A 19,396-nucleotide genomic window follows, 5' to 3' on the forward strand; every position below is an offset into this window, starting at 1 on the left:
TATATACTAATATAGTAGGATTGTGGGGTCACTAGGTGGCCCCTTATTGATTGTGGGGTGATGAAATGGAATTTAAAATACATTCAAAATTTAAACCCATGGGCGACCAGGTAGCAGCGATTGAATCTCTAGTCGATGGTGTGAAGAAAAACTTGAAGCATCAAACTCTTGTCGGTGTTACAGGCTCGGGCAAGACTTTTACAATGGCAAATATAATAGAGAGGGTACAAAAGCCGACTCTAGTAATAGCACATAATAAGACTCTAGCCTATCAACTAGTTGGTGAGTTCAAAGAGTTTTTTCCAGAAAATGCTGTGGAGTATTTTGTTTCTTATTATGACTATTATCAACCAGAAGCTTATGTACCTCAAACAGATACTTTTATTGCCAAGGATTCTTCTATAAATGATGAGATAGACGAACTCAGACACTCTGCAACCATGGCCTTGTTTGAAAGAAAAGATGTGATAATTGTCGCATCTGTATCTTGTATTTATGGTCTAGGAGACCCCATAGATTATAAAAAGTTAACCGTTTCTCTAAGACCAGGTATGCAGAGGTCTAGAGATGATATAATGCGACATTTGGTCGATATTCAATATGTCAGAAATGATATAAACTTTGTGAGGGGGACTTTTAGAGTAAGGGGCGATGTGCTTGAAATTTTCCCTGCAGCATCGTCTGAAAACTCAATAAGAGTTGAATTTTTTGGAGACGAAATAGATCGGATAGCAGAGATGAATGCCCTCACAGGAGAAGTGCTTTCGTATAAAAATTTTGTGAGTATATGGCCAGCATCCCACTTTGCTACATCCAAGGACAAGGTGGATAAGGCTATTATAAGTATAAGAGAAGAGCTTGAAGAAAGACTAAAAGAGCTAAAGGACCAAGAAAAACTTCTGGAGGCCCAGAGGCTGGAACAGAGGACAGAGTACGATTTAGAAATGCTTTCTGAGATGGGATTTTGTTCTGGAATAGAAAATTATTCTCGCCACCTTTCTCAAAGACCTGCTGGCTCAAGGCCCTATACTCTCATAGATTATTTTCCTAAGGATTTTCTTACTATAATTGATGAATCACACGCCACAATTCCGCAAATAAGAGGAATGTTTAATGGCGATAGGTCAAGAAAGGAAACCTTGGTTAATTATGGATTTCGTTTGCCATCGGCTCTTGACAATAGGCCTCTTAGATTCAATGAATTTGAGTCCATGATGAATCAATCAATCTATGTTTCTGCCACACCAGGGCCATATGAAAAAGAACACGAAGAAAATAGAACTGAGCAGGTTATAAGACCGACAGGACTTTTAGATCCTAAGATTTATGTGAGACCGAGCAAAAATCAAATTGACGATTTGATAAATGAGATAGAGAAGCAAAAGGAAAAAGGCTATAGGACTTTGGTTACAACTCTAACCAAAAAGATGGCCGAGGACTTGACAGATCATTTTAAAGAAATGGGAATAAAAGTCACCTATATGCATTCTGATGTAGATACAATTGAAAGAATGGAAATCATAAGAGATCTAAGACTGGGAGTATATGATGTACTTGTAGGGATAAATCTTTTAAGAGAGGGTCTGGACTTGCCGGAGGTTTCTTTGGTTGCTATTTTGGATGCGGACAAGGAAGGTTTTTTAAGAAGTGAAACATCCTTGATACAAACTGCTGGAAGGGCAGCTAGAAATGTGGATTCTTATGTAGTTATGTACGCTGACACTATAACCAAGTCTATGCAAGTTACAATAGATGAAACCAACCGTAGAAGAAAAATCCAAGCTGCCTACAATGAAAAAAATGCAATAGTGCCTAAATCTGTATCTAAGGGCATAAGAGAAATTGTAAGCACTCATATTGCAGCTGAAGAAAGAGTTGGATATGATGAGGATGATTTTGATCCAGAAGAAATAAAAGCCATGATTGAGGGACTTAGGATAGAGATGTTAAAGTCGGCGGAACTTTTAGACTTTGAAAGGGCTGCTGAAATTAGAGATGAGATAAAAAATCTTAAGCAGATGTTGGAGAGATGATAATTTGGAAGATAAAATTATAATAAAGGGAGCCAGACAGCACAATTTAAAAAATGTAAATCTAGTCCTTCCCAGAAATAAATTTATAGTCTTTACAGGACTTTCTGGTTCGGGCAAGTCATCGCTTGCATTTGATACAATCTATGCTGAAGGTCAAAGAAGATATGTGGAAAGCTTATCTTCGTATGCAAGACAATTTTTAGGTCAAATGGATAAGCCAGATGTGGATTCCATAGAAGGTATGAGTCCTTCTATTTCGATCGATCAAAAAACTACTAGCCAAAATCCCAGATCAACGGTCGGCACAGTCACAGAAATCTACGACTATTTAAGACTTATGTATGCAAAGATAGGAAGACCTTTTTGTGATGATTGCCATGAGGAAATCACATCTTATTCGATTGACCAAATGATAGATGAGATTTTGAAATTGCCTGAGAGAAGCAGAATTCAGATTCTAGCTCCTCTTGTTAGAAAGAGAAAAGGAGCCTTCAAAAAAATCTTTGAAGGCATAAAAAAAGATGGATATGTGAGAGTTTTTGTGGACGGAGAAGTTTACGACATAGATGATGTTCCAGAACTTGATAAAAATAAAAGCCATGACATATCAATAGTAGTGGATAGATTGATAATAAAAGATGAGATTCGCTCAAGGCTTGCTGACTCTTTGGAGTTGGCACTTGATAAGGCTGATGGCCTTGTGAATATAGATGTTATAGGAGATGGAATTTTGACTTTTTCGTCAAAACTTCAGTGTCCATCTTGCGGTAAAGTCATAGAAGAAGTCTCACCAAGAACATTTTCTTTTAATTCGCCAATAGGAGCTTGCCCCAGCTGCAATGGTTTGGGATTTTCGAAAGAAGTCGACAAGGACTTGGTAATACCAAACCCTGAGCTTTCCATAAAGGAAGGAGCCATTGCATGTTATTCGACAGGGGATGGCACCTACTATTATGAAATGATAAAAAATTTGGCAGCCCATTTTAAATTTCCGATAGACAAGCCTATAAAAGAGGCACCTGCAGAATTTATAGACGCCCTTTTTAATGGGTCGGACAAAAGGCTGTCATTCGGATTTGATTCTTATTTTTCGGGCTGGAAATCTTATGATGGAGTTTTTGAAGGAATTTATAAAAATTTAAAAAGAAGATACATGGAGACGAGTTCCGACTCTGTGCATGCTAGGATTAATGAGTTCATGTCAGATGTGGAATGCCCGACTTGTCATGGTTCTAGATTAAAATCATCAGCTCTATCTTTTAAGGTTGGCAATTTGAATATTTTTGAGTTGACGGAGCTTGCCATAGCTGATTCATACGAATTTATTAAGAATTTAAAATTGACTGAAAAAGAGGCCATAATAGGAAAGCAACTTTTAAAGGAAATAAAATCTAGACTTGGATTTTTAAATGATGTGGGTCTAGGGTATTTGAGTCTTTCAAGAATGGCAGGAAGTCTTTCTGGAGGAGAGGCTCAGAGAATAAGACTAGCCACCCAAATAGGTTCGCAATTGGTCGGGGTAATTTATGTTTTGGATGAGCCTTCAATAGGTCTTCATCAAAGAGACAATGCAAAGCTTTTAGGAGCTCTTAGAAATTTAACCGACATAGGCAACACTCTTATAGTTGTGGAGCATGACGAAGATACAATGTTGATGGCAGACCAAATAGTTGACATAGGTCCTGGAGCGGGCGATGGTGGAGGAAATATAATAGCTCAAGGCACTGCGAAAGAAATCATGAAGGTTGAGGAATCTATAACAGGTGCCTATTTGAGCGGCAGAAAAAAAATTGAAGTCCCTAATAAAAGGCGAAGTGGCAATGGACTTTATATTGAAGTAAAAGGTGCTAAAGAAAACAATTTAAAAGACGTAGATGTAAAAATTCCCCTGGGGATGTTTGTGGCTGTCACAGGTGTGTCAGGCTCTGGAAAATCTTCCTTGGTAAATGAGGTCATATATAAGTCTTTAGCTCAAAAATTAAACGGATCTAAAATAAAACCGGGAAAGGTTGGAGATATTTTAGGTCTAGAAAATTTGGACAAGGTTGTGAACATAGACCAAAGTCCAATAGGCAGAACTCCCAGATCAAATCCAGCTACCTATACAGGCGCTTTTGATATAATAAGAGATATCTTTTCAGTAACTAATGAATCCAAGATGAGAGGCTACAAGAAGGGAAGATTCTCCTTCAATGTTAAGGGAGGCAGGTGTGAAGCTTGCAAAGGAGATGGTATAATAAAGGTTGAAATGCATTTTCTGCCGGATGTTTATGTGCCATGTGAAGTTTGCAAGGGAAAGAGGTACAATACTGAGACTTTGGAAGTGAAGTACAAGGGGAAAAACATTTCAGATGTTTTGGATATGAGAGTTGAAGAAGCAATCAAGTTTTTTGAAAATCATCCAAGGCTTCTTAGAAAGTTGGAGACTTTAAAAAATGTAGGTCTTTCCTATATAAGTCTAGGTCAACCATCGACTCAACTTTCTGGAGGAGAGGCTCAAAGAATTAAATTGGCTTTGGAACTTTCAAAAGTATCAACAGGCAAGACTATTTATATTTTAGACGAGCCGACAACAGGTCTACACACTGCAGATGTTGACAAACTAATAGGAGTCTTGAATAATTTAGTAGACAAGGGAAACACCGTTTTGGTAATTGAACACAATTTGGATGTAATAAAGTCAGCGGATTATATAATCGATCTTGGACCTGAAGGGGGCAGCGGAGGTGGACAAGTAATTGCCACTGGAAGCCCCGAAGAAGTGGCTGAAGTAAAAGAGTCTTATACAGGTCAATTTTTAAAGAAAGTTTTAAAGAGGTAGCTATGATAAGTAAAATTAAAAAAACAATCATTGTTCTTATAATGATTTTGATGATTTTGCCATGCTCATCATATGCAGCATATGTGCGACCAAATCATTTTATGGACAAAAAAGGCTGGGAGAGAATCCATGAGATAAAAAAATTTCAAGCACTCCACAATTTGACCGTCACTGGCAAGTTGGATGAAAATACAAAAAAAATGCTTAGAAATGACAAGATGTTTGTAAAAGATACAATCACAAGTCCGCCAAGTACGGGACCTTGGATAGCTGTCAATAAGACGCAAAAAATCTTGACTTTTTATTCTGGGACAAGTCCCAAGTACAAATTTCCAGTTGCTTTGGGCACTTCTGAAACACCAACGCCATCTGCCAAGACAAAAATTGTAAATAAGGCAAAAAATCCTGCATGGGGAGGCATGGGAGGAAAATATACACCAACTCAAGCAGATGATCCTAAGAATCCTTTGGGTGAGAGATGGATGGGCTTAGGTCTTACTGGATATGGCATCCATGGCACTATATATCCCAAGCAAATTGGAGGATATGTATCTAATGGTTGCATAAGGATGTTTAATTATGATATAGAAACTTTTATATTTCCAAATTCCAAAGTTGGCATGCCAGTATGGCTTGGAACAGATGAAGAACTCAGAGCCTGGGGCGTAAGTCAGGATTGGGGAGAAATGGTAGAAAAGCCTAAGGAAGATGCAAAAACTGAAAAAACTGAAAAAACTGAAAAAACTGAAAAGAAACAAGAAGTTAAACCTGTTGAAGAAGAAATAATTGTAAAAGAAAATTTAATATTTTAATGAATAAAAGGCTCCTTATAAAAAGAGGAGCTTTTTGCTTGCCTTTATAGCCACTTTTATTTATGATTTTTCTTAGAGGAGGCTTGAAATGAAAAAAATATACATAAATATGGATAATTCTATAAGATATGCCGATCAAATCGAGGAATTTTTTAAATTTTTAGATAAGGGTCTTGACATAAAAGCTTTTTATTCAGGAGATAAACTGGATGAATATTTAGATTTTAAAAATTTCATAATGATGACTTATGAAAGAGATTTTCCGATTTCGTTTTTGCCGCAAGATAAGGATTTGCTTTCTCTTTTTGAAGATAGGCTTGAAGAAGCAAAAACAGCCTTTGCCAAACTTGTGTATGAAGACGATTTATTTTTAGCATCATATGCATCGGCAGCGGGCATTGAGCTTGTTCTTCTTGAGGAAAAAATGATTTAATAAAATTTCTTTCTAAATTTAACAAAGTTATCACATTTTAGATATATCTTTTATGGGAGGTGAATTTATGTTTAAAATTTTGGTCGTTGATGATGAGGCTAAGATTAGAGAGGTCATAAAAACTTATGCGGAGTTTGAGGGACATGAGGTCACTCAGGCTTGTGATGGCATTGAGGCTGTGGAATTGTGCAAAAACAATGACTATGATGTGATAGTAATGGATATAATGATGCCAAGACTTGACGGATTTTCAGCTTATAAGGAAATTAAAAAAATAAAAAATATACCAGTGCTCATGCTTTCTGCTAGAGGAGAAGAATTTGACAAGTTGTTCGGATTTGAAATAGGTATAGATGATTATGTAGTAAAGCCATTTTCGCCTAAAGAACTCATGGCTAGACTCAAGGTTATAGTTTCTAGAAACAAAAAAACAATTGATAATGAGATTTTGAAGTTTGAAGGTCTGGAGATAGATTTAGATGGCAGAGTTGTTTTTGTGGATGGCAAGAAGGTGGATATGACTCCAAAAGAATATGATCTACTAACTTTTTTGGTAAAGAATGAAAATATAGCTTTATCTAGAGATAAACTCTTAAATAAGGTTTGGGGATATGATTTTTATGGCGATGACAGGACGGTGGATACCCATATCAAGATGCTTAGAAATTCTATCAAGGAATATAGGAAGTTTATAGTTACGGTAAGAGGCATCGGCTATAAATTTGATACGAGGATATGATGAATGCTTTGAAAGAAAAAATTTTTTCGACTATAAAATTCAAATTATGGAAGTATTTCGTTGCCTTTGGGGCAACGATTTTAATTATACTTTGGCTTTTGCAGACCGTATTCTTAAATTCGTTTTATGAGGTTATGAAACAAAGGGAAATTGTGAAAATAGGTAACACTCTCAAGAATGAATTTAAGTCTGAAGATTTTGAATATACCCTCTATAACTATGCCATAAAAAAGGGTGTCAGCATAACTGTTGTCAACAAGGAAGGCAGAATTATATATCCTGTAACTTTTTGGGAATTTTTGCTAAGGCCAGATAGGATTGACTTTGAAGATGGAGAACTGAACAAGTCTTTTGAGAGGGTTAAAAGTGGCAAGGCCTATGAGGTATCTGTAATAAAATATCCTAGAATAGATAGCAGAGTTATCGAATATATTGGTAATTTGGGAGATAAGTACAAGGACAGCTACTATATTTTCATATCTTCGGTTTTGGAGCCTGTTGATGCGACAACTGGTGTCTTGAAAAAAATTCTAGTCTTGGTTTCGATTTTATCTCTATTTGTGGGTGCAATTCTTTCTTATTTTTTCTCGAAGAGATTTTCAAAGCCTTTAACAGATATGTCCAACACAGCTAAGGCTTTGGAAAACGGCAATACGCAAGTTTTTTTCAAAAAGGGTTCCTATACTGAAATAAATAATCTGGCTGAAGCTTTAAATAGGGCTACCTATGAGCTTAAAAAGACCAACAATATGAGAAGAGATTTAATAGCCAATGTGAGCCACGACTTAAAGACACCTCTTACTGTAATAAAATCCTATGGAGAGATGATAAGGGATATTTCTGGCGACAATAAGGATATGAGGCAAGAACACATAGGGACAATTATCGAAGAGGCAGACAAATTGACAGATTTGGTAAATGACCTCTTGGACTTGTCTAAATTGGAATCTGGCATGGCAAAACTCAGAATATCAGAAAATAATCTTGGAGATTTGGCAGAAAATGTGGTTGCAAGATTTAAGCTGCAACAAGAACAAGCTGGATATGAATTCAAAATTGAAAAGAGTGGAGATTTGAATATCTGCTGCGATCAAAATAAAATTAGTCAGGTAATTTATAATTTAATTTCAAATGCCATAAATTATTCCAAGGATGAAAAAAAGATTCTGGTCAAAATAAGTCAAAGAGAAAATGAAGTTGAATTTCACGTCATAGATAAGGGCATAGGTATAGATGAAGACCAATTAAAAAGCATATGGGACAGGTTTTACAGAGTCGGAGACAATCATCAAAGGTCTAGTGTGGGAACTGGTCTTGGCCTTTATATAGTAAAATCTATTTTGGATTTACATGGATTTGACTATGGTGTAAAATCACAAAAAGATAAGGGATCAGATTTTTATTTTGTGGCTAGGAAATAGTTGATAAATAAATAAAAAACTGTGATAATTTTAATATATAAATTTTAAGGAGTGAAAAAATGTCAGGACATTCTAAATGGAATAACATAAAAAATAAAAAGGGTAAAGAAGACGCTAAACGTGGCAGGATTTTTACCAAGTTGGGAAGATATATTATGGTTGCGGCTAGAGATGGCGGCCCAGACCCTGACTACAATCCATCTTTGAAGGCTGCCATAGACAAGGCAAAAGCTGAAAATATGCCTAATGACAATATAGAAAGAGCTATAAAAAAGGGCAACGGAGAGTTGGGAGATTCGAATTTTGAAGAAGTTACTTATGAAGGATACGGACCAGGTGGAGTTGCTGTTATAGTGGAGTGCTTGACAGATAATAGAAATAGAACTGCCCCAGATGTGCGCCATGCTTTTGACAAGTTTGGTGGAAATCTCGGAACTAGTGGAAGCGTAACTTTCATGTTTGAAAAAAAGGGTCAAATCGGTATTGAAAAATCGGATTCTATTGACGGTGATGAGCTTATGATGCTTGCTCTTGAACTCGGGGCAGAAGATGTAATAGAAAGAGAAGAAGCCTATGAAATCTTGACAAAGCAGGAGGATTATTCTTCTGTAAGAGATGGTCTTGAAAAGGAAGGTTACGATTTTATAGTTTCAGAAGTGGCTTATCTTCCTTCAACAATGGCAGAGATAAACGATGAGGAAATCATAGCAAAGTTGGATAAGATGATTGACATGCTTGAAGACAATGATGATGTCCAAGAAGTGTATACAAACTGGGAGAGAGATTAATGAAAATAAATAAAATGATAGACCACACTTTGTTAAAGGCAGATGCGAGGCTAGAACAAATAGAAGAACTTTGTAAGCAAGCAGCAGATCACAACTTCAAGTCTGTATGTGTAAATCCTTTTTATGTAAAAAAATGTGCAGAGCTTTTAAAGAAAACAGATGTTTTGGTATGCACAGTTATAGGATTTCCTTTGGGACAAAATACTAGCGAAGTGAAGGTTGCAGAGACTGAAGATGCTCTAAAAAATGGAGCAGGTGAAATAGACATGGTCATAAATATAGGCGCTTTAAAAGACAAGCAATATGACTATGTGGAAAATGAGATAAGAAGCATAAAAAATGCTTGTGGCGATAAAGTCCTAAAAGTCATAATTGAAACTTGCCTTTTGACAGAAGAAGAAAAAGTAAAGGCATGTGAACTTTCTAAAAAAGCTGGAGCAGATTTTGTAAAAACTTCGACTGGATTTTCGACTGGAGGAGCGACAGTAGAAGACGTTCTACTAATGAGAAAGACAGTTGGACCTGAAATGGGAGTAAAGGCATCTGGAGGAATAAGAGACTATAAGAAAGCTAAGGAAATGATTGAAGCTGGAGCTAATAGACTTGGAGTTTCTGCAGGTTTGGAGATAGTGAGACAAGCAGATGAAGAAAATTGATCCAGTTGCATTTAGAATAGGTGGTTTGGAGATTGCCTGGTATGGCGTTTTGATAGCCTTAGGTGTCCTATGTGCCCTTGTTTTTGCTACAAGAATTGCAGAAAAAGATAAGGATTTATATAAGGACTGTACTATAGATTTTGCTCTTTTTGGAGTACCTTTGGGAATCATAGGAGCTAGAATTTATTATGTAGTCTTTGAATGGGGCTACTATAAAAATGATCTTAAAAAGATTTTCGCCTTGAGAGAGGGAGGTCTTGCCATATATGGTGGAATAATCACAGGGATTATAGTTGCATATATATTTTGTAAAAAGAAAAAAATATCCTTTTGGTCTTTTTTGGACTCTTTGGCACCTGGAGTTGTCCTTGCACAAAGCATAGGAAGGTGGGGAAATTATATAAATGGAGAGGCTCATGGGGGTCCTACTTCTCTTCCTTGGGCGATTGAAGTGGAAGGGATAAAAGTTCATCCCACATTTCTATATGAGTCCTTGTGGAATTTTGCGATTTTTATTTTTCTCTACACTTATCTTAGCAAGAATAAAAAATTCAGAGGACAAGTTTTCGTAGCCTACATCATTCTATACGGTCTTGGCAGATTCTTTATAGAAGCGATGAGAACAGATTCTTTATACATTGGAAGTTTTAGAGTATCACAATTAGTTAGTCTAGCGGGAATCGCTCTTGGAATAATCCTATTTTTTTACTTGAGAAAGCAAGAAAAGCTTGATAAAAAATAAAAAATAAATATAAAAAACAAAAAAATGACATCAATACAAACGATGTCATTTTTCATTTTCACTTATATTTAATTAATATACAAAAAAATATGGTCGGGATGAGAGGATTTGAACCTCCGGCCCCATGCACCCCATACATGTGCGCTACCGGGCTGCGCTACATCCCGACAAATATTTAATGCATTAAGTATAATAGCATATTAAATGTGAAAACTCAAGAGAAATATAAAACAAGAAAGCTGAAGCTACACCAAAAGAAATTAATAATAATTATAATATAAGGGAAAACATTGCCCCAAAAAATAATCGGCTCAATTATGCTAAAAATACAGAAAAAATTAAAATTTACTGTTTAAATATTATTTTTTGTGATATAAACTATATAAGAGCTGAAAAGATAAATAAAATTATCCGGCTTGCCAATTTTCGTAACACACTATAAAAAGGAGGAAGTAGAAATGGAAAAAGATTTTAACATATTCAATCAGTATTTAGAATCTCAAAAGAAGTTAATGGATATGTGGAGCCAAATGGCACAAAGTTATGGTGGAAATTTGTCAGCACCATTCTCAACAAATCCGGCAGAACAATATCAAAAATTTTTTAGTCAATTTTTAAGTTCAAATCCATTCACAGGCTATTATGGCAGCCCTATGGAAGTAATCGGAAAAATGGGCCAAGGATCTGAAGTTTATTACAATATTTATAAGCTTTGGTCAGATATTTATAGCAAAAACATTGAACCAAATCAAGAAAATCTTGAAAAATTGATAGAAGATACAAAGGCTCAAAGCCTAAACATGCTAAATTTGTACTTGATGCCGTATTTGCCTGAAAATATACAACATCTGGTAAAATCTTCAATCAGCGTAAATGACACATTTGTTTCTACAATGAAGACTGTTTATGGCCCATGGGTTGAATCAATCGTGGAATTGTCAGACGCTTTCATGAAGGGCGCTTTTAAGGATCCTCAAGGATTCCTAGAATATTTCAATAAGTGGAGAGTTAACTACGACAAGACTTTTGGAAAATTTCTACAAATGCCTCAAATGGGAATCCAAAGAAATGAACAAGCACAAATTTTAGAAGCTACTGACAGATATGTAAAGTTCATGGTTTTCTTCACACAATTTATAGTTAGAATGAGCGAAATTATAAGCTCTACAACTTCAGAAATGATAACAAAGAGCTTTAATGATTTAAAAGAAGGCAAGCAACCGAAGTCTTTTGACGAGTTCTATAAGAACTTTAAAAAGGCAATTGGCGGAAAATTTGATGAAATATTCCTAACAGGTGAATTCTCACAACTTCTTTCAACCTTTACAAATTCTCTACTTGATTTAAAGATAGCTTCTGACAAGGTTTTGGAAAGTCAAATAAAATCAGTCCTACCTGTACCAGTAAAAAGCGACATGGACAGCCTTTACAAGACAGTTTATGAGCTTAAAAAAGAAGTAAGAGCTTTAAAGAAGCAATTGCAAGCTAAGAATGAAGCTAGTAGCGAAGCAAAAAAGGCTTCTAAATAATTGAAGGAGGTATAAAAGTGGAAAATATCTTTGGAATAAATGCGGAATCTGCTCTTGAAAAAATGGTAGGTTCTCAAGAAAAGTTATTAAAAGGCATAGAAACACTTATGAATGTGGACTATGTTGAAGAAATGGCTTCTACACCAAAAGAATTGGTTTTTGGAATGGATAAGATGAAACTCTATCACTACATTCCAAAAGTAAAGAAGCTCAATAAGACACCTCTTTTGGTTTCATATGCGCTTGTAAATAAGCAATACATGATGGACATCCAACCAGGAAAGAGCGTAATTGAAAAACTTCTTGAGGGTGGTCAAGATGTCTATATCATAGACTGGGGTTATCCAACAGCTGAGGATAGATACCTTGGCATGGGAGACTATATAAATGTTTATATAGATGCTTGTGTAGACTTTATAAGAGAAAAACACAAAGTTGAAAAAATAAATCTACTTGGAATTTGCCAAGGAGGAACATTCTCTTTCATATATACAGCCCTTCACCAAGAAAAGATAAAGAATTTAGTAAGCATGGTTACTCCAATGGACTTCCATTGCCATGACATAACTCTTTTCAAATGGGGTTCTGATTTGAATCCAGCTAAGATGGTTGAAGCTTTTGGCAACGTGCCAGGAGAATTTATGAATGCAGGCTTTGTATTCTTGAAACCTTTTGACCTACTTGTAGATAAGTATGTATCAATACTTGACATCTTGGATGATGAAGAAGCTCTGGCAAACTTTTTGAGAATGGAACATTGGATTTTTGACTCTCCAGATCAAGCCGGCAGATGCTTTGAAGAGTTTGTTCAAAATATGTTTGTAGAAAATAAACTCTACAAGGGAGAATTCGTATTAGATGGACAAAAGGTAGACTTGAAGAAAGTGACTTGCCCAACAATCGTACTTTTGGGAACAAAGGACAATCAAGTGCCACCAAATTCAACAAGAGTTATTCCTGATGTGATTGGATCTAAGGATGTAGAATTACATGAAATAGAAACTGGTCATATCGGACTTTTCGTAGGTGGTAGAAGCCAAAGAGAAGTTGCTCCAAAAATTAATGAATTCCTAACTAAGAGGGATAAGTAATATAAAATTGTTTATATAAGTAGGTCGGAGTTTTCTGACCTACTTTTTTTGTTTTAGCCATTTTATTAGCTTATGGATTTATTTTCTAATCTCATTAAAAATAGTTTTATCCTAAAGCTTAAATTGAACATTAAAATTTTCTTCCGTTAATAAAAAAAGTGTTTTACCCTTTATAAGGCAAATTGAATTTAGAAGCTTATGATGTGTATTATTTTATCCTTAATAAAAATTCTTTATGACGAAAAAAATTTAAAATTTGTATGGCGAAAAAAATATTCATAATATAATATTAGTATAGAAAGGATGGGAATATATTTTGTCATTACATAAACCGACATGGAGAACTTTAAAAGTATTAGAATTAATAGATGACAATTGGGATAAGAAATTTAATTTAAGCGACATTTCAGAACAGACCTCTATTCCAAAATCAACTTTATCGCCTATTTTAAGTACCTTGGTAGACTTGAACTATCTAAGTTTAAAAGATGGAAAATATTGCATATCATTTAAGCTCTTTCAATTGGGACTTTCTTACTCGGGGGACTTATCTCTTTTATCTTTTATAAAAGAAGAAATGGAAAGTTTGGTAGAAGACATAGGTGAACTTAGTCAATTTGGCATCTTGACAGAATCAAATGTTTTATATTTGGAAAAGGTCAATTCAAAAGATTCCATAGAAGTTGTAAGCGCCGTAGGGAAAAAACTACCAGCTCATGTCACTTCTCTAGGAAAGGCCATCTTGGCAGAAATGCCTGTTGAAAAGATTAGAAAAATTTATCCAGATGGGAAATTGGAAAAAATAGGACCAAATTCAATAACTGATTTCGATGAATTTTTACTTGAACTTGAGAGGATAAGAAAAAGAGGATACTCTATAGAAAAGGAAGAGGCATCAGCCAATGTATGTTGTGTAGCAGTGCCAATAGAAATTGACGGAAAAATAAAAAGTGCCTTGTCAGTTTCTTATCCTAGCTTTAAAGATTGCAAAAGCAAAACAGAAGTTATAGCCCAAAAACTTTTGGAAAAGAAAAAACTTATAGAAAAGATTGTAAAAATACAAGGATTTAAACTGGATTTATAAGCTTAACTTAAATACACTATGACTATTACATAGTGTCTTTTGTTTTTTAAAAGTCGGATATTAAAAATTATTAAATTATTTAAAAATAAGTTGCATAAAAGACTGCTTTAGTAATAAAATAAATATGAACTAAAAAATTAACAATACTTAATAGAAATCTGTATAATTTTAAACAGCACTTCTTTATATTTCTGGGGGCAATTTGTTTTGGGGACAAGTTGGAATCAAACTTAATTTCATAAAGCTTGTTAAAAAGTTTGTTATTTTTTTCTGAAAGGAGTATAATAAAACGAGTATTGTGTATAGTAATTTTAGGAGGTAAATATGGTTAAAAAATTTAAAACTATGGACGGAAACGAAGCAGCAGCTCACGTAGCTTATGCTTTTTCTGATGTGGCTTGTATATATCCTATCACTCCGTCATCACCTATGGCAGAACATGCTGATGCATGGAATGCAGCAGGAAGGAAAAATATTTTCGGACAAGAAGTTCTTGTAAAGGAACTTCAATCAGAAGCCGGCGCAGCAGGAGCTGTTCACGGATCACTTCAAGCTGGATCTTTGACAAGCACATACACAGCGTCACAAGGTCTTCTATTAATGCTTCCAAACATGTATAAGATAGCTGGGGAACTTTTACCGGGAGTATTTCACGTTGCAGCTAGAGCACTAGCATCTCATGCACTTTCTATTTTTGGGGATCATCAAGACGTCATGGCAACTAGAGCTTCAGGATTTGCAATGCTTGCTTCAGGTGGAGTTCAAGAAGTTATGGACCTTGCTGGTGTAGCCCATCTTGCAGCTATAAAGGGTAGAGTTCCTTTCCTTCATTTCTTTGATGGATTTAGAACATCTCACGAAATTCAAAAAGTAGAAGTTCTTGATTATGATGATCTTGCTAAGCTAGTTGATATGGATGCTGTAAGAGAATTCAGAAACAGAGCTCTTCATCCAGAAAAACCTGAAGTAAGAGGTACAGCTCAAAACCCAGATATCTATTTCCAATCTGTAGAAGCATCTAACAGATATTATGAAAATATCGTTGGAATTACAGAAGAATATATGAATGAACTATCTAAGCTAACAGGCAGAAAGTATGGTCTATTCAATTACTACGGAGCAGAAGATGCAGAAAATGTTATCATAGCTATGGGTTCTGTAACAGAAACTATAGAAGAAGTTGTAGACTATCTACTTGCAAAGGGAGAAAAAGTTGGTCTTTTAAAAGTTCATCTTTACAGACCTTTCTCACACGAACATTTCTTAAATGCTATGCCTAAGACAGTTAAGAAGATAGCTGTTCTAGATAGGACTAAGGAAAAGGGATCTGCTGGAGAACCTCTATATCTTGATGTAAGAGACGTTTACTATGGTAGATCTGATGCTCCACTTATCGTTGGTGGTAGATATGGTCTTGGTTCAAAAGACACCAACCCATCACAAATCATGTCAGTGTATGACAACTTAAAGAGAGAAGAACCTAAAAACGGCTTCACAATTGGTATAATTGATGATGTTACTCATACTTCTCTTCCAATAGAACACAAGATTGTAACAGAACCAGAAGGAACAATCAGATGTAAGTTCTGGGGATTTGGATCAGACGGAACAGTTGGTGCAAATAAATCTGCAATCAAAATAATTGGTGATAACACTGACCTATATGCTCAAGGATATTTTGACTACGACTCCAAGAAATCAGGCGGGGTTACAATGTCTCACTTGAGATTTGGTAAAAATGAAATAACTTCAACTTATTTGCTTAGTGAAGCAGATTTCATAGCTTGCTCAAGACAATCCTATGTTCATCTTTATGATCTTCTAAAGGGTCTTAGAAAAGGTGGAACATTCCTATTGAATACTACATGGTCAGACGAAGAACTTGAAAATAATCTTCCTGGCTCATTGAAAAAATATATAGCAGATAACAATATCGAATTCTATACAATAAATGCAACTAAGATTGCTGCTGAGATAGGCCTTGGCGAAAGAATAAACATGGTTATTCAATCAGCTTTCTTCAACTTGTCAAAGGTACTTCCAGTAGAAGATGCCATGAAATATTTGAAGAAATCAATTGTAAAAGAATACGGTCACAAGGGAGAAGACATAGTACAAATGAACTATCAAGCAGTTGACCAAGGAGTAAATGCTCTTCACAAGGTTAAAGTACCTGCAGAATGGTCAAATGCTACATCTGATATCACTCGTTCACTTGACGGAGCTCCAGAATTTATAAACGAAATTCTAATGCCTATGACTAGACAAGAAGGTAATGATCTTCCTGTATCATCATTTGTAGATAAGGCAGATGGAACTTTCCCATCAGGAACTTCAAGATATGAAAAGAGAGGTATTGCTGTAAAGGTTCCAGAATGGAATATTCAAAACTGTATCCAATGTAACCAATGCTCACTTGTATGTCCTCACGCAGCTATCAGACCATTCTTGCTAAATGAAGAAGAAAGCAAAAATGCACCTGAAAAGTTTGAAACAAAGCAAGGTGTAGGACCTGGAGCTAAGGATTACCAATATAGAATCCAAGTATCTCCATTAGACTGTACAGGTTGCGGAAACTGTGCTCAAGTTTGCCCAGCTAAAGAAAAAGCTCTTGTAATGAAACCTTTCGATGAAATGGCAAAAGCTCAAAAAGAAAATTGGGAATACGCAGCTGAAAAAGTTACTTCAAAAGAAAAAGAATTTACACCAAATAACATAAAGAATTCTCAATTCTTTGCACCTCATCTTGAATTCTCAGGAGCTTGTGCAGGATGCGGAGAAACTCCTTATGTAAAACTTATAACTCAACTATTTGGTAGCAAGATGAGTATAGCAAATGCCACAGGTTGTACTTCAATTTGGGCAGGCTCAGCTCCATCAACTCCATATTGCAAAGATGCATGCGGCAAGGGACCATCATGGGCTAACTCTTTGTTTGAAGACAATGCTGAATATGGTTTCGGTATGGAAGTTTCACAAGTACAAACTAGAAACAGAATCAAACTTTTGATGGAAAAATTCATCGAACTAAACCTTGACTCAGAAGCAAATGCTGCTTTCCAAGCATGGATTGATAACAAGGAAAACAAAGAAACAATTGTTGAAAAATGCGAAGCAGTTTATCCTTTCTTAGACAAGGATTACAAGAATCAAGAAGCTAATGATGTAATATATGAACTAAAATCTCTAAAGAAATTCATGCCTAAGAAGAGCCAATGGATAATCGGAGGAGACGGTTGGGCTTACGATATAGGATTTGGTGGTGTAGACCATGTTCTTGCATCAGGAGAAGATGTAAACATCCTTGTTGTAGATACAGAAGTTTATTCAAATACAGGTGGACAATCATCTAAGTCTACACCTACAGGTGCAGTTGCTCAATTTGCAGCAGCAGGTAAGACTACAAAGAAGAAAGACCTTGGTCTTATGATGTCAACTTATGGATATGTATATGTAGCTCAAATAGCATTGGGAGCAGACAGAAATCAAGCTCTAAAGGCTATAAAAGAAGCTGAAGCTTACAACGGACCATCTCTAATCATAGCTTATGCTCCATGTATCAACCATGGAATCAAATCAGGTATGGGAACTTCAATCGAAGAAGAAAAACGTGCAGTAGCTGCTGGATATTGGCACTTATACAGATTCAACCCTGAATTGAAGAAAGAAGGAAAGAATCCTTTCGTTCTTGATTCAAAAGCACCTACAATGCCATACAGAGAATTCCTAGATGGAGAAGTTAGATATACTTCACTTTCTAGAATGTTCCCTGAAAGAGCAGAACAACTCTTCGAAATTGCAGAAGAAGATGCAAAGGACAGATACGAAACTTACAAGAATTTGTCAGAAATGGACAAGTAATTGCCTAAGACAATATAAGAGATTAAGTATTATAAATAAAAATGAGTTCGGGATAATCATCCTGAACTCATTTTTTATTTACATAAGTATTTAATTAAGCCAAAATTAGCACAAACTACATTAGTCTTTATTAAAGCACACGGAGTATATATTAAACTAAATCTTTTACATCTAAATTTTTAGCGCACAAATTTTCAAACATGAGATATTTTTCCAAATCTAGTATTACAGTATTGTCTTTGAAATCCAAAAGTTTTGTCAGATGAATTTTTATTTTAGGCTCATCGAGCTCAAAGGATAAAAACAAATCATCCCATGCCGCGGGGGCGCCGAGATTTATGACGGGTTCAGCTATTGGAGCTGCACAGCAGGTTCTGCCATGGTAGGTTGTGATTGTAATTTCTTCAACATTTTTTGCTTTCAAATAAGAAAGAGCTTTTTCTGTAAATACAAATTTCATACTTCCTCCTTTTTTCTTCTAAGTTTTAAGTTTTTATCTATGGATGCTATTACAGATAATTTGTCCCTAGTCCAAAGAGGCAAAAATAGTTTGTCCCTATTTGGATCTCCTGTGACTCTGTGAATTACAATTCTTTTGTCCAATTTTTCTATGGATTCGCAAACTATATCAACATATTCATCCTTGGTCAAAAGCTTGAAGGGATGAGATAGATAGTAGTTATAGAGTTTTGAGTCGGTCTGTATATATAGTGAGTGAAATTTTACCCCAAAAGGTAGAGTTTTATTCACATAAGTAAGACTATTTAAAAAATCCTTGCGATTTTCTCCAGGCAGTCCATAAATTACGTGATACAAAAATTTTATATTGTGGGCTTTTAGAAGTTTTATTTTTTCGTCAAATACTTCATGGCTGTATCCTCTATTTATTAAGGATATGCTTTTTTCATTTACACTTTGTAGGCCAAGCTCCAGCCAGAGGAAGGTTTTTTTATTCAATTTCTCTAAAAGTTCTAAAAAATCATCGGTTATAGTATCTGCCCTTGCAGATATTGCAAGTCCCACTATTGAATCTTCCATCAGGGCATCTTGGTAAATTTTTTCTAATTTTTCGATTGGACCATAGGAAGCTGTGAAATTTTGAAAATAGGCTATAAATTTTTTCGCTTTCCATTTTTTGGCAAGAAGCTCTTTTTGACTTTTAATTTGTTCTTTTATCGAAACTTTTGGATCGGCTGCAAAATCTCCAGCTCCTCTTTCGCTGCAAAACAAACACCCTTGTCTTGAAATCAGCCCATCCCTATTGGGGCAAGTAAAACCTCCATCTAGGGAGAGCTTTGCAACTTTTTCACCAAATAAATTTTTAAAATATTCATCAAAGGATAAAAAACTTCTCAAACAATCACCCGGCTCTCATAAACAAATAAA

Annotated in this window: 15 protein-coding genes and 1 tRNA gene; 13 read left to right on the plus strand and 3 right to left on the minus strand. The window is 35.4% G+C overall.

Features of this window, described 5'->3' with window-relative positions:
- Window positions 1-65 precede the first annotated feature (65 nt).
- The 9 genes from uvrB (at window position 66) to lgt (ending at window position 10,445) form a co-directional block, all read left to right on the plus strand.
- A complete protein-coding gene (uvrB, locus tag LV469_08640; protein ID UHR02689.1) occupies window positions 66-2,033 on the plus strand; it encodes an excinuclease ABC subunit UvrB in 1,968 nt (655 codons plus the stop codon).
- Window positions 2,034-2,037: 4 nt separating this feature from the next.
- A complete protein-coding gene (uvrA, locus tag LV469_08645; GenBank protein ID UHR02690.1) occupies window positions 2,038-4,854 on the plus strand; it encodes an excinuclease ABC subunit UvrA in 2,817 nt (938 codons plus the stop codon).
- Between the two features lie 2 nt (window positions 4,855-4,856).
- On the plus strand, window positions 4,857-5,666 hold the full coding sequence (locus tag LV469_08650) for a L,D-transpeptidase family protein (GenBank protein UHR02691.1): 810 nt from the start codon (window positions 4,857-4,859) through the stop codon (window positions 5,664-5,666).
- Between the two features lie 88 nt (window positions 5,667-5,754).
- Entirely contained in the window at window positions 5,755-6,099 is a 345-nt protein-coding gene (locus LV469_08655; GenBank protein UHR02692.1) for a hypothetical protein, read from the plus strand.
- Window positions 6,100-6,166: 67 nt separating this feature from the next.
- Window positions 6,167-6,838 carry a response regulator transcription factor gene (locus LV469_08660; GenBank protein ID UHR02693.1) on the plus strand — a complete coding sequence of 224 codons (672 nt, stop codon included), beginning with the start codon at window positions 6,167-6,169 and terminating at the stop codon, window positions 6,836-6,838.
- The gene (locus tag LV469_08665) at window positions 6,835-8,259 is read left to right on the plus strand and encodes a HAMP domain-containing histidine kinase (GenBank protein ID UHR02694.1); all 1,425 of its coding nucleotides are present in this window, start codon (window positions 6,835-6,837) and stop codon (window positions 8,257-8,259) included. The genes LV469_08660 and LV469_08665 overlap by 4 nt, the downstream gene beginning before the upstream one ends.
- A 59-nt stretch (window positions 8,260-8,318) precedes the next feature.
- The gene (locus tag LV469_08670; protein ID UHR02695.1) at window positions 8,319-9,047 is read left to right on the plus strand and encodes a YebC/PmpR family DNA-binding transcriptional regulator; all 729 of its coding nucleotides are present in this window, start codon (window positions 8,319-8,321) and stop codon (window positions 9,045-9,047) included.
- Window positions 9,047-9,703 carry a deoxyribose-phosphate aldolase gene (gene deoC, locus LV469_08675; GenBank protein ID UHR02696.1) on the plus strand — a complete coding sequence of 219 codons (657 nt, stop codon included), beginning with the start codon at window positions 9,047-9,049 and terminating at the stop codon, window positions 9,701-9,703. The genes LV469_08670 and deoC overlap by 1 nt, the downstream gene beginning before the upstream one ends.
- Window positions 9,690-10,445 (plus strand): prolipoprotein diacylglyceryl transferase, encoded by a 756-nt coding sequence (gene lgt / locus LV469_08680; protein ID UHR02697.1) that lies wholly within the window; start codon window positions 9,690-9,692, stop codon window positions 10,443-10,445. Before deoC ends, lgt begins: the two co-directional genes overlap by 14 nt.
- Before the next feature lie 90 nt (window positions 10,446-10,535).
- Here lgt and LV469_08685 read toward each other — a convergent pair.
- Window positions 10,536-10,612 (minus strand) — tRNA-Pro (locus tag LV469_08685).
- A 291-nt stretch (window positions 10,613-10,903) separates the two neighbouring features.
- On the opposite strand from LV469_08685, the gene LV469_08690 reads away from it, so the two are divergent.
- From LV469_08690 to nifJ, 4 genes are all read left to right on the plus strand, one after another.
- The gene (locus LV469_08690; protein UHR02698.1) at window positions 10,904-11,974 is read left to right on the plus strand and encodes a poly(R)-hydroxyalkanoic acid synthase; all 1,071 of its coding nucleotides are present in this window, start codon (window positions 10,904-10,906) and stop codon (window positions 11,972-11,974) included.
- 17 nt (window positions 11,975-11,991) lie between these two features.
- Window positions 11,992-13,065: a class III poly(R)-hydroxyalkanoic acid synthase subunit PhaC gene (phaC, locus tag LV469_08695; protein UHR02699.1), complete on the plus strand. Its 1,074-nt coding sequence runs from the start codon at window positions 11,992-11,994 to the stop codon at window positions 13,063-13,065.
- A 316-nt stretch (window positions 13,066-13,381) separates the two neighbouring features.
- Window positions 13,382-14,149: an IclR family transcriptional regulator gene (locus tag LV469_08700; GenBank protein UHR02700.1), complete on the plus strand. Its 768-nt coding sequence runs from the start codon at window positions 13,382-13,384 to the stop codon at window positions 14,147-14,149.
- A gap of 324 nt (window positions 14,150-14,473) precedes the next feature.
- Entirely contained in the window at window positions 14,474-18,010 is a 3,537-nt protein-coding gene (nifJ, locus tag LV469_08705) for a pyruvate:ferredoxin (flavodoxin) oxidoreductase (GenBank protein ID UHR02701.1), read from the plus strand.
- A 151-nt stretch (window positions 18,011-18,161) separates the two neighbouring features.
- Here nifJ and LV469_08710 read toward each other — a convergent pair whose 3' ends face one another.
- Window positions 18,162-18,470, minus strand: a complete 309-nt coding sequence (locus LV469_08710) for a hypothetical protein (protein ID UHR02702.1) — start codon at window positions 18,468-18,470, stop codon at window positions 18,162-18,164.
- Complete coding sequence (locus LV469_08715) at window positions 18,467-19,366, minus strand: TIGR01212 family radical SAM protein (GenBank protein ID UHR02703.1); 900 nt, start codon at window positions 19,364-19,366, stop codon at window positions 18,467-18,469. Before LV469_08715 ends, LV469_08710 begins: the two co-directional genes overlap by 4 nt.
- Window positions 19,367-19,396 lie beyond the last annotated feature (30 nt).

Origin of the sequence: Peptoniphilus sp. GNH (assembly GCA_021307325.1) — a bacterium.
Taxonomy (GTDB): domain Bacteria; phylum Bacillota; class Clostridia; order Tissierellales; family Peptoniphilaceae; genus KA00134.

Excerpts from the sequence above, each read along its gene's own strand:
- lgt (UHR02697.1), top strand. The coding sequence starts at position 9,690 with ATGAAGAAAATTGATCCAGTTGCATTTAGAATAGGTGGTTTGGAGATT.
- LV469_08690 (UHR02698.1), top strand. The coding sequence starts at position 10,904 with ATGGAAAAAGATTTTAACATATTCAATCAGTATTTAGAATCTCAAAAG.
- LV469_08655 (UHR02692.1), top strand. The coding sequence starts at position 5,755 with ATGAAAAAAATATACATAAATATGGATAATTCTATAAGATATGCCGAT.
- nifJ (UHR02701.1), top strand. The coding sequence starts at position 14,474 with ATGGTTAAAAAATTTAAAACTATGGACGGAAACGAAGCAGCAGCTCAC.
- uvrB (UHR02689.1), top strand. The coding sequence starts at position 66 with ATGGAATTTAAAATACATTCAAAATTTAAACCCATGGGCGACCAGGTA.
- LV469_08665 (UHR02694.1), top strand. The coding sequence starts at position 6,835 with ATGATGAATGCTTTGAAAGAAAAAATTTTTTCGACTATAAAATTCAAA.
- deoC (UHR02696.1), top strand. The coding sequence starts at position 9,047 with ATGAAAATAAATAAAATGATAGACCACACTTTGTTAAAGGCAGATGCG.
- LV469_08670 (UHR02695.1), top strand. The coding sequence starts at position 8,319 with ATGTCAGGACATTCTAAATGGAATAACATAAAAAATAAAAAGGGTAAA.
- LV469_08660 (UHR02693.1), top strand. The coding sequence starts at position 6,167 with ATGTTTAAAATTTTGGTCGTTGATGATGAGGCTAAGATTAGAGAGGTC.
- LV469_08650 (UHR02691.1), top strand. The coding sequence starts at position 4,857 with ATGATAAGTAAAATTAAAAAAACAATCATTGTTCTTATAATGATTTTG.
- LV469_08710 (UHR02702.1), bottom strand. The coding sequence starts at position 18,470 with ATGAAATTTGTATTTACAGAAAAAGCTCTTTCTTATTTGAAAGCAAAA.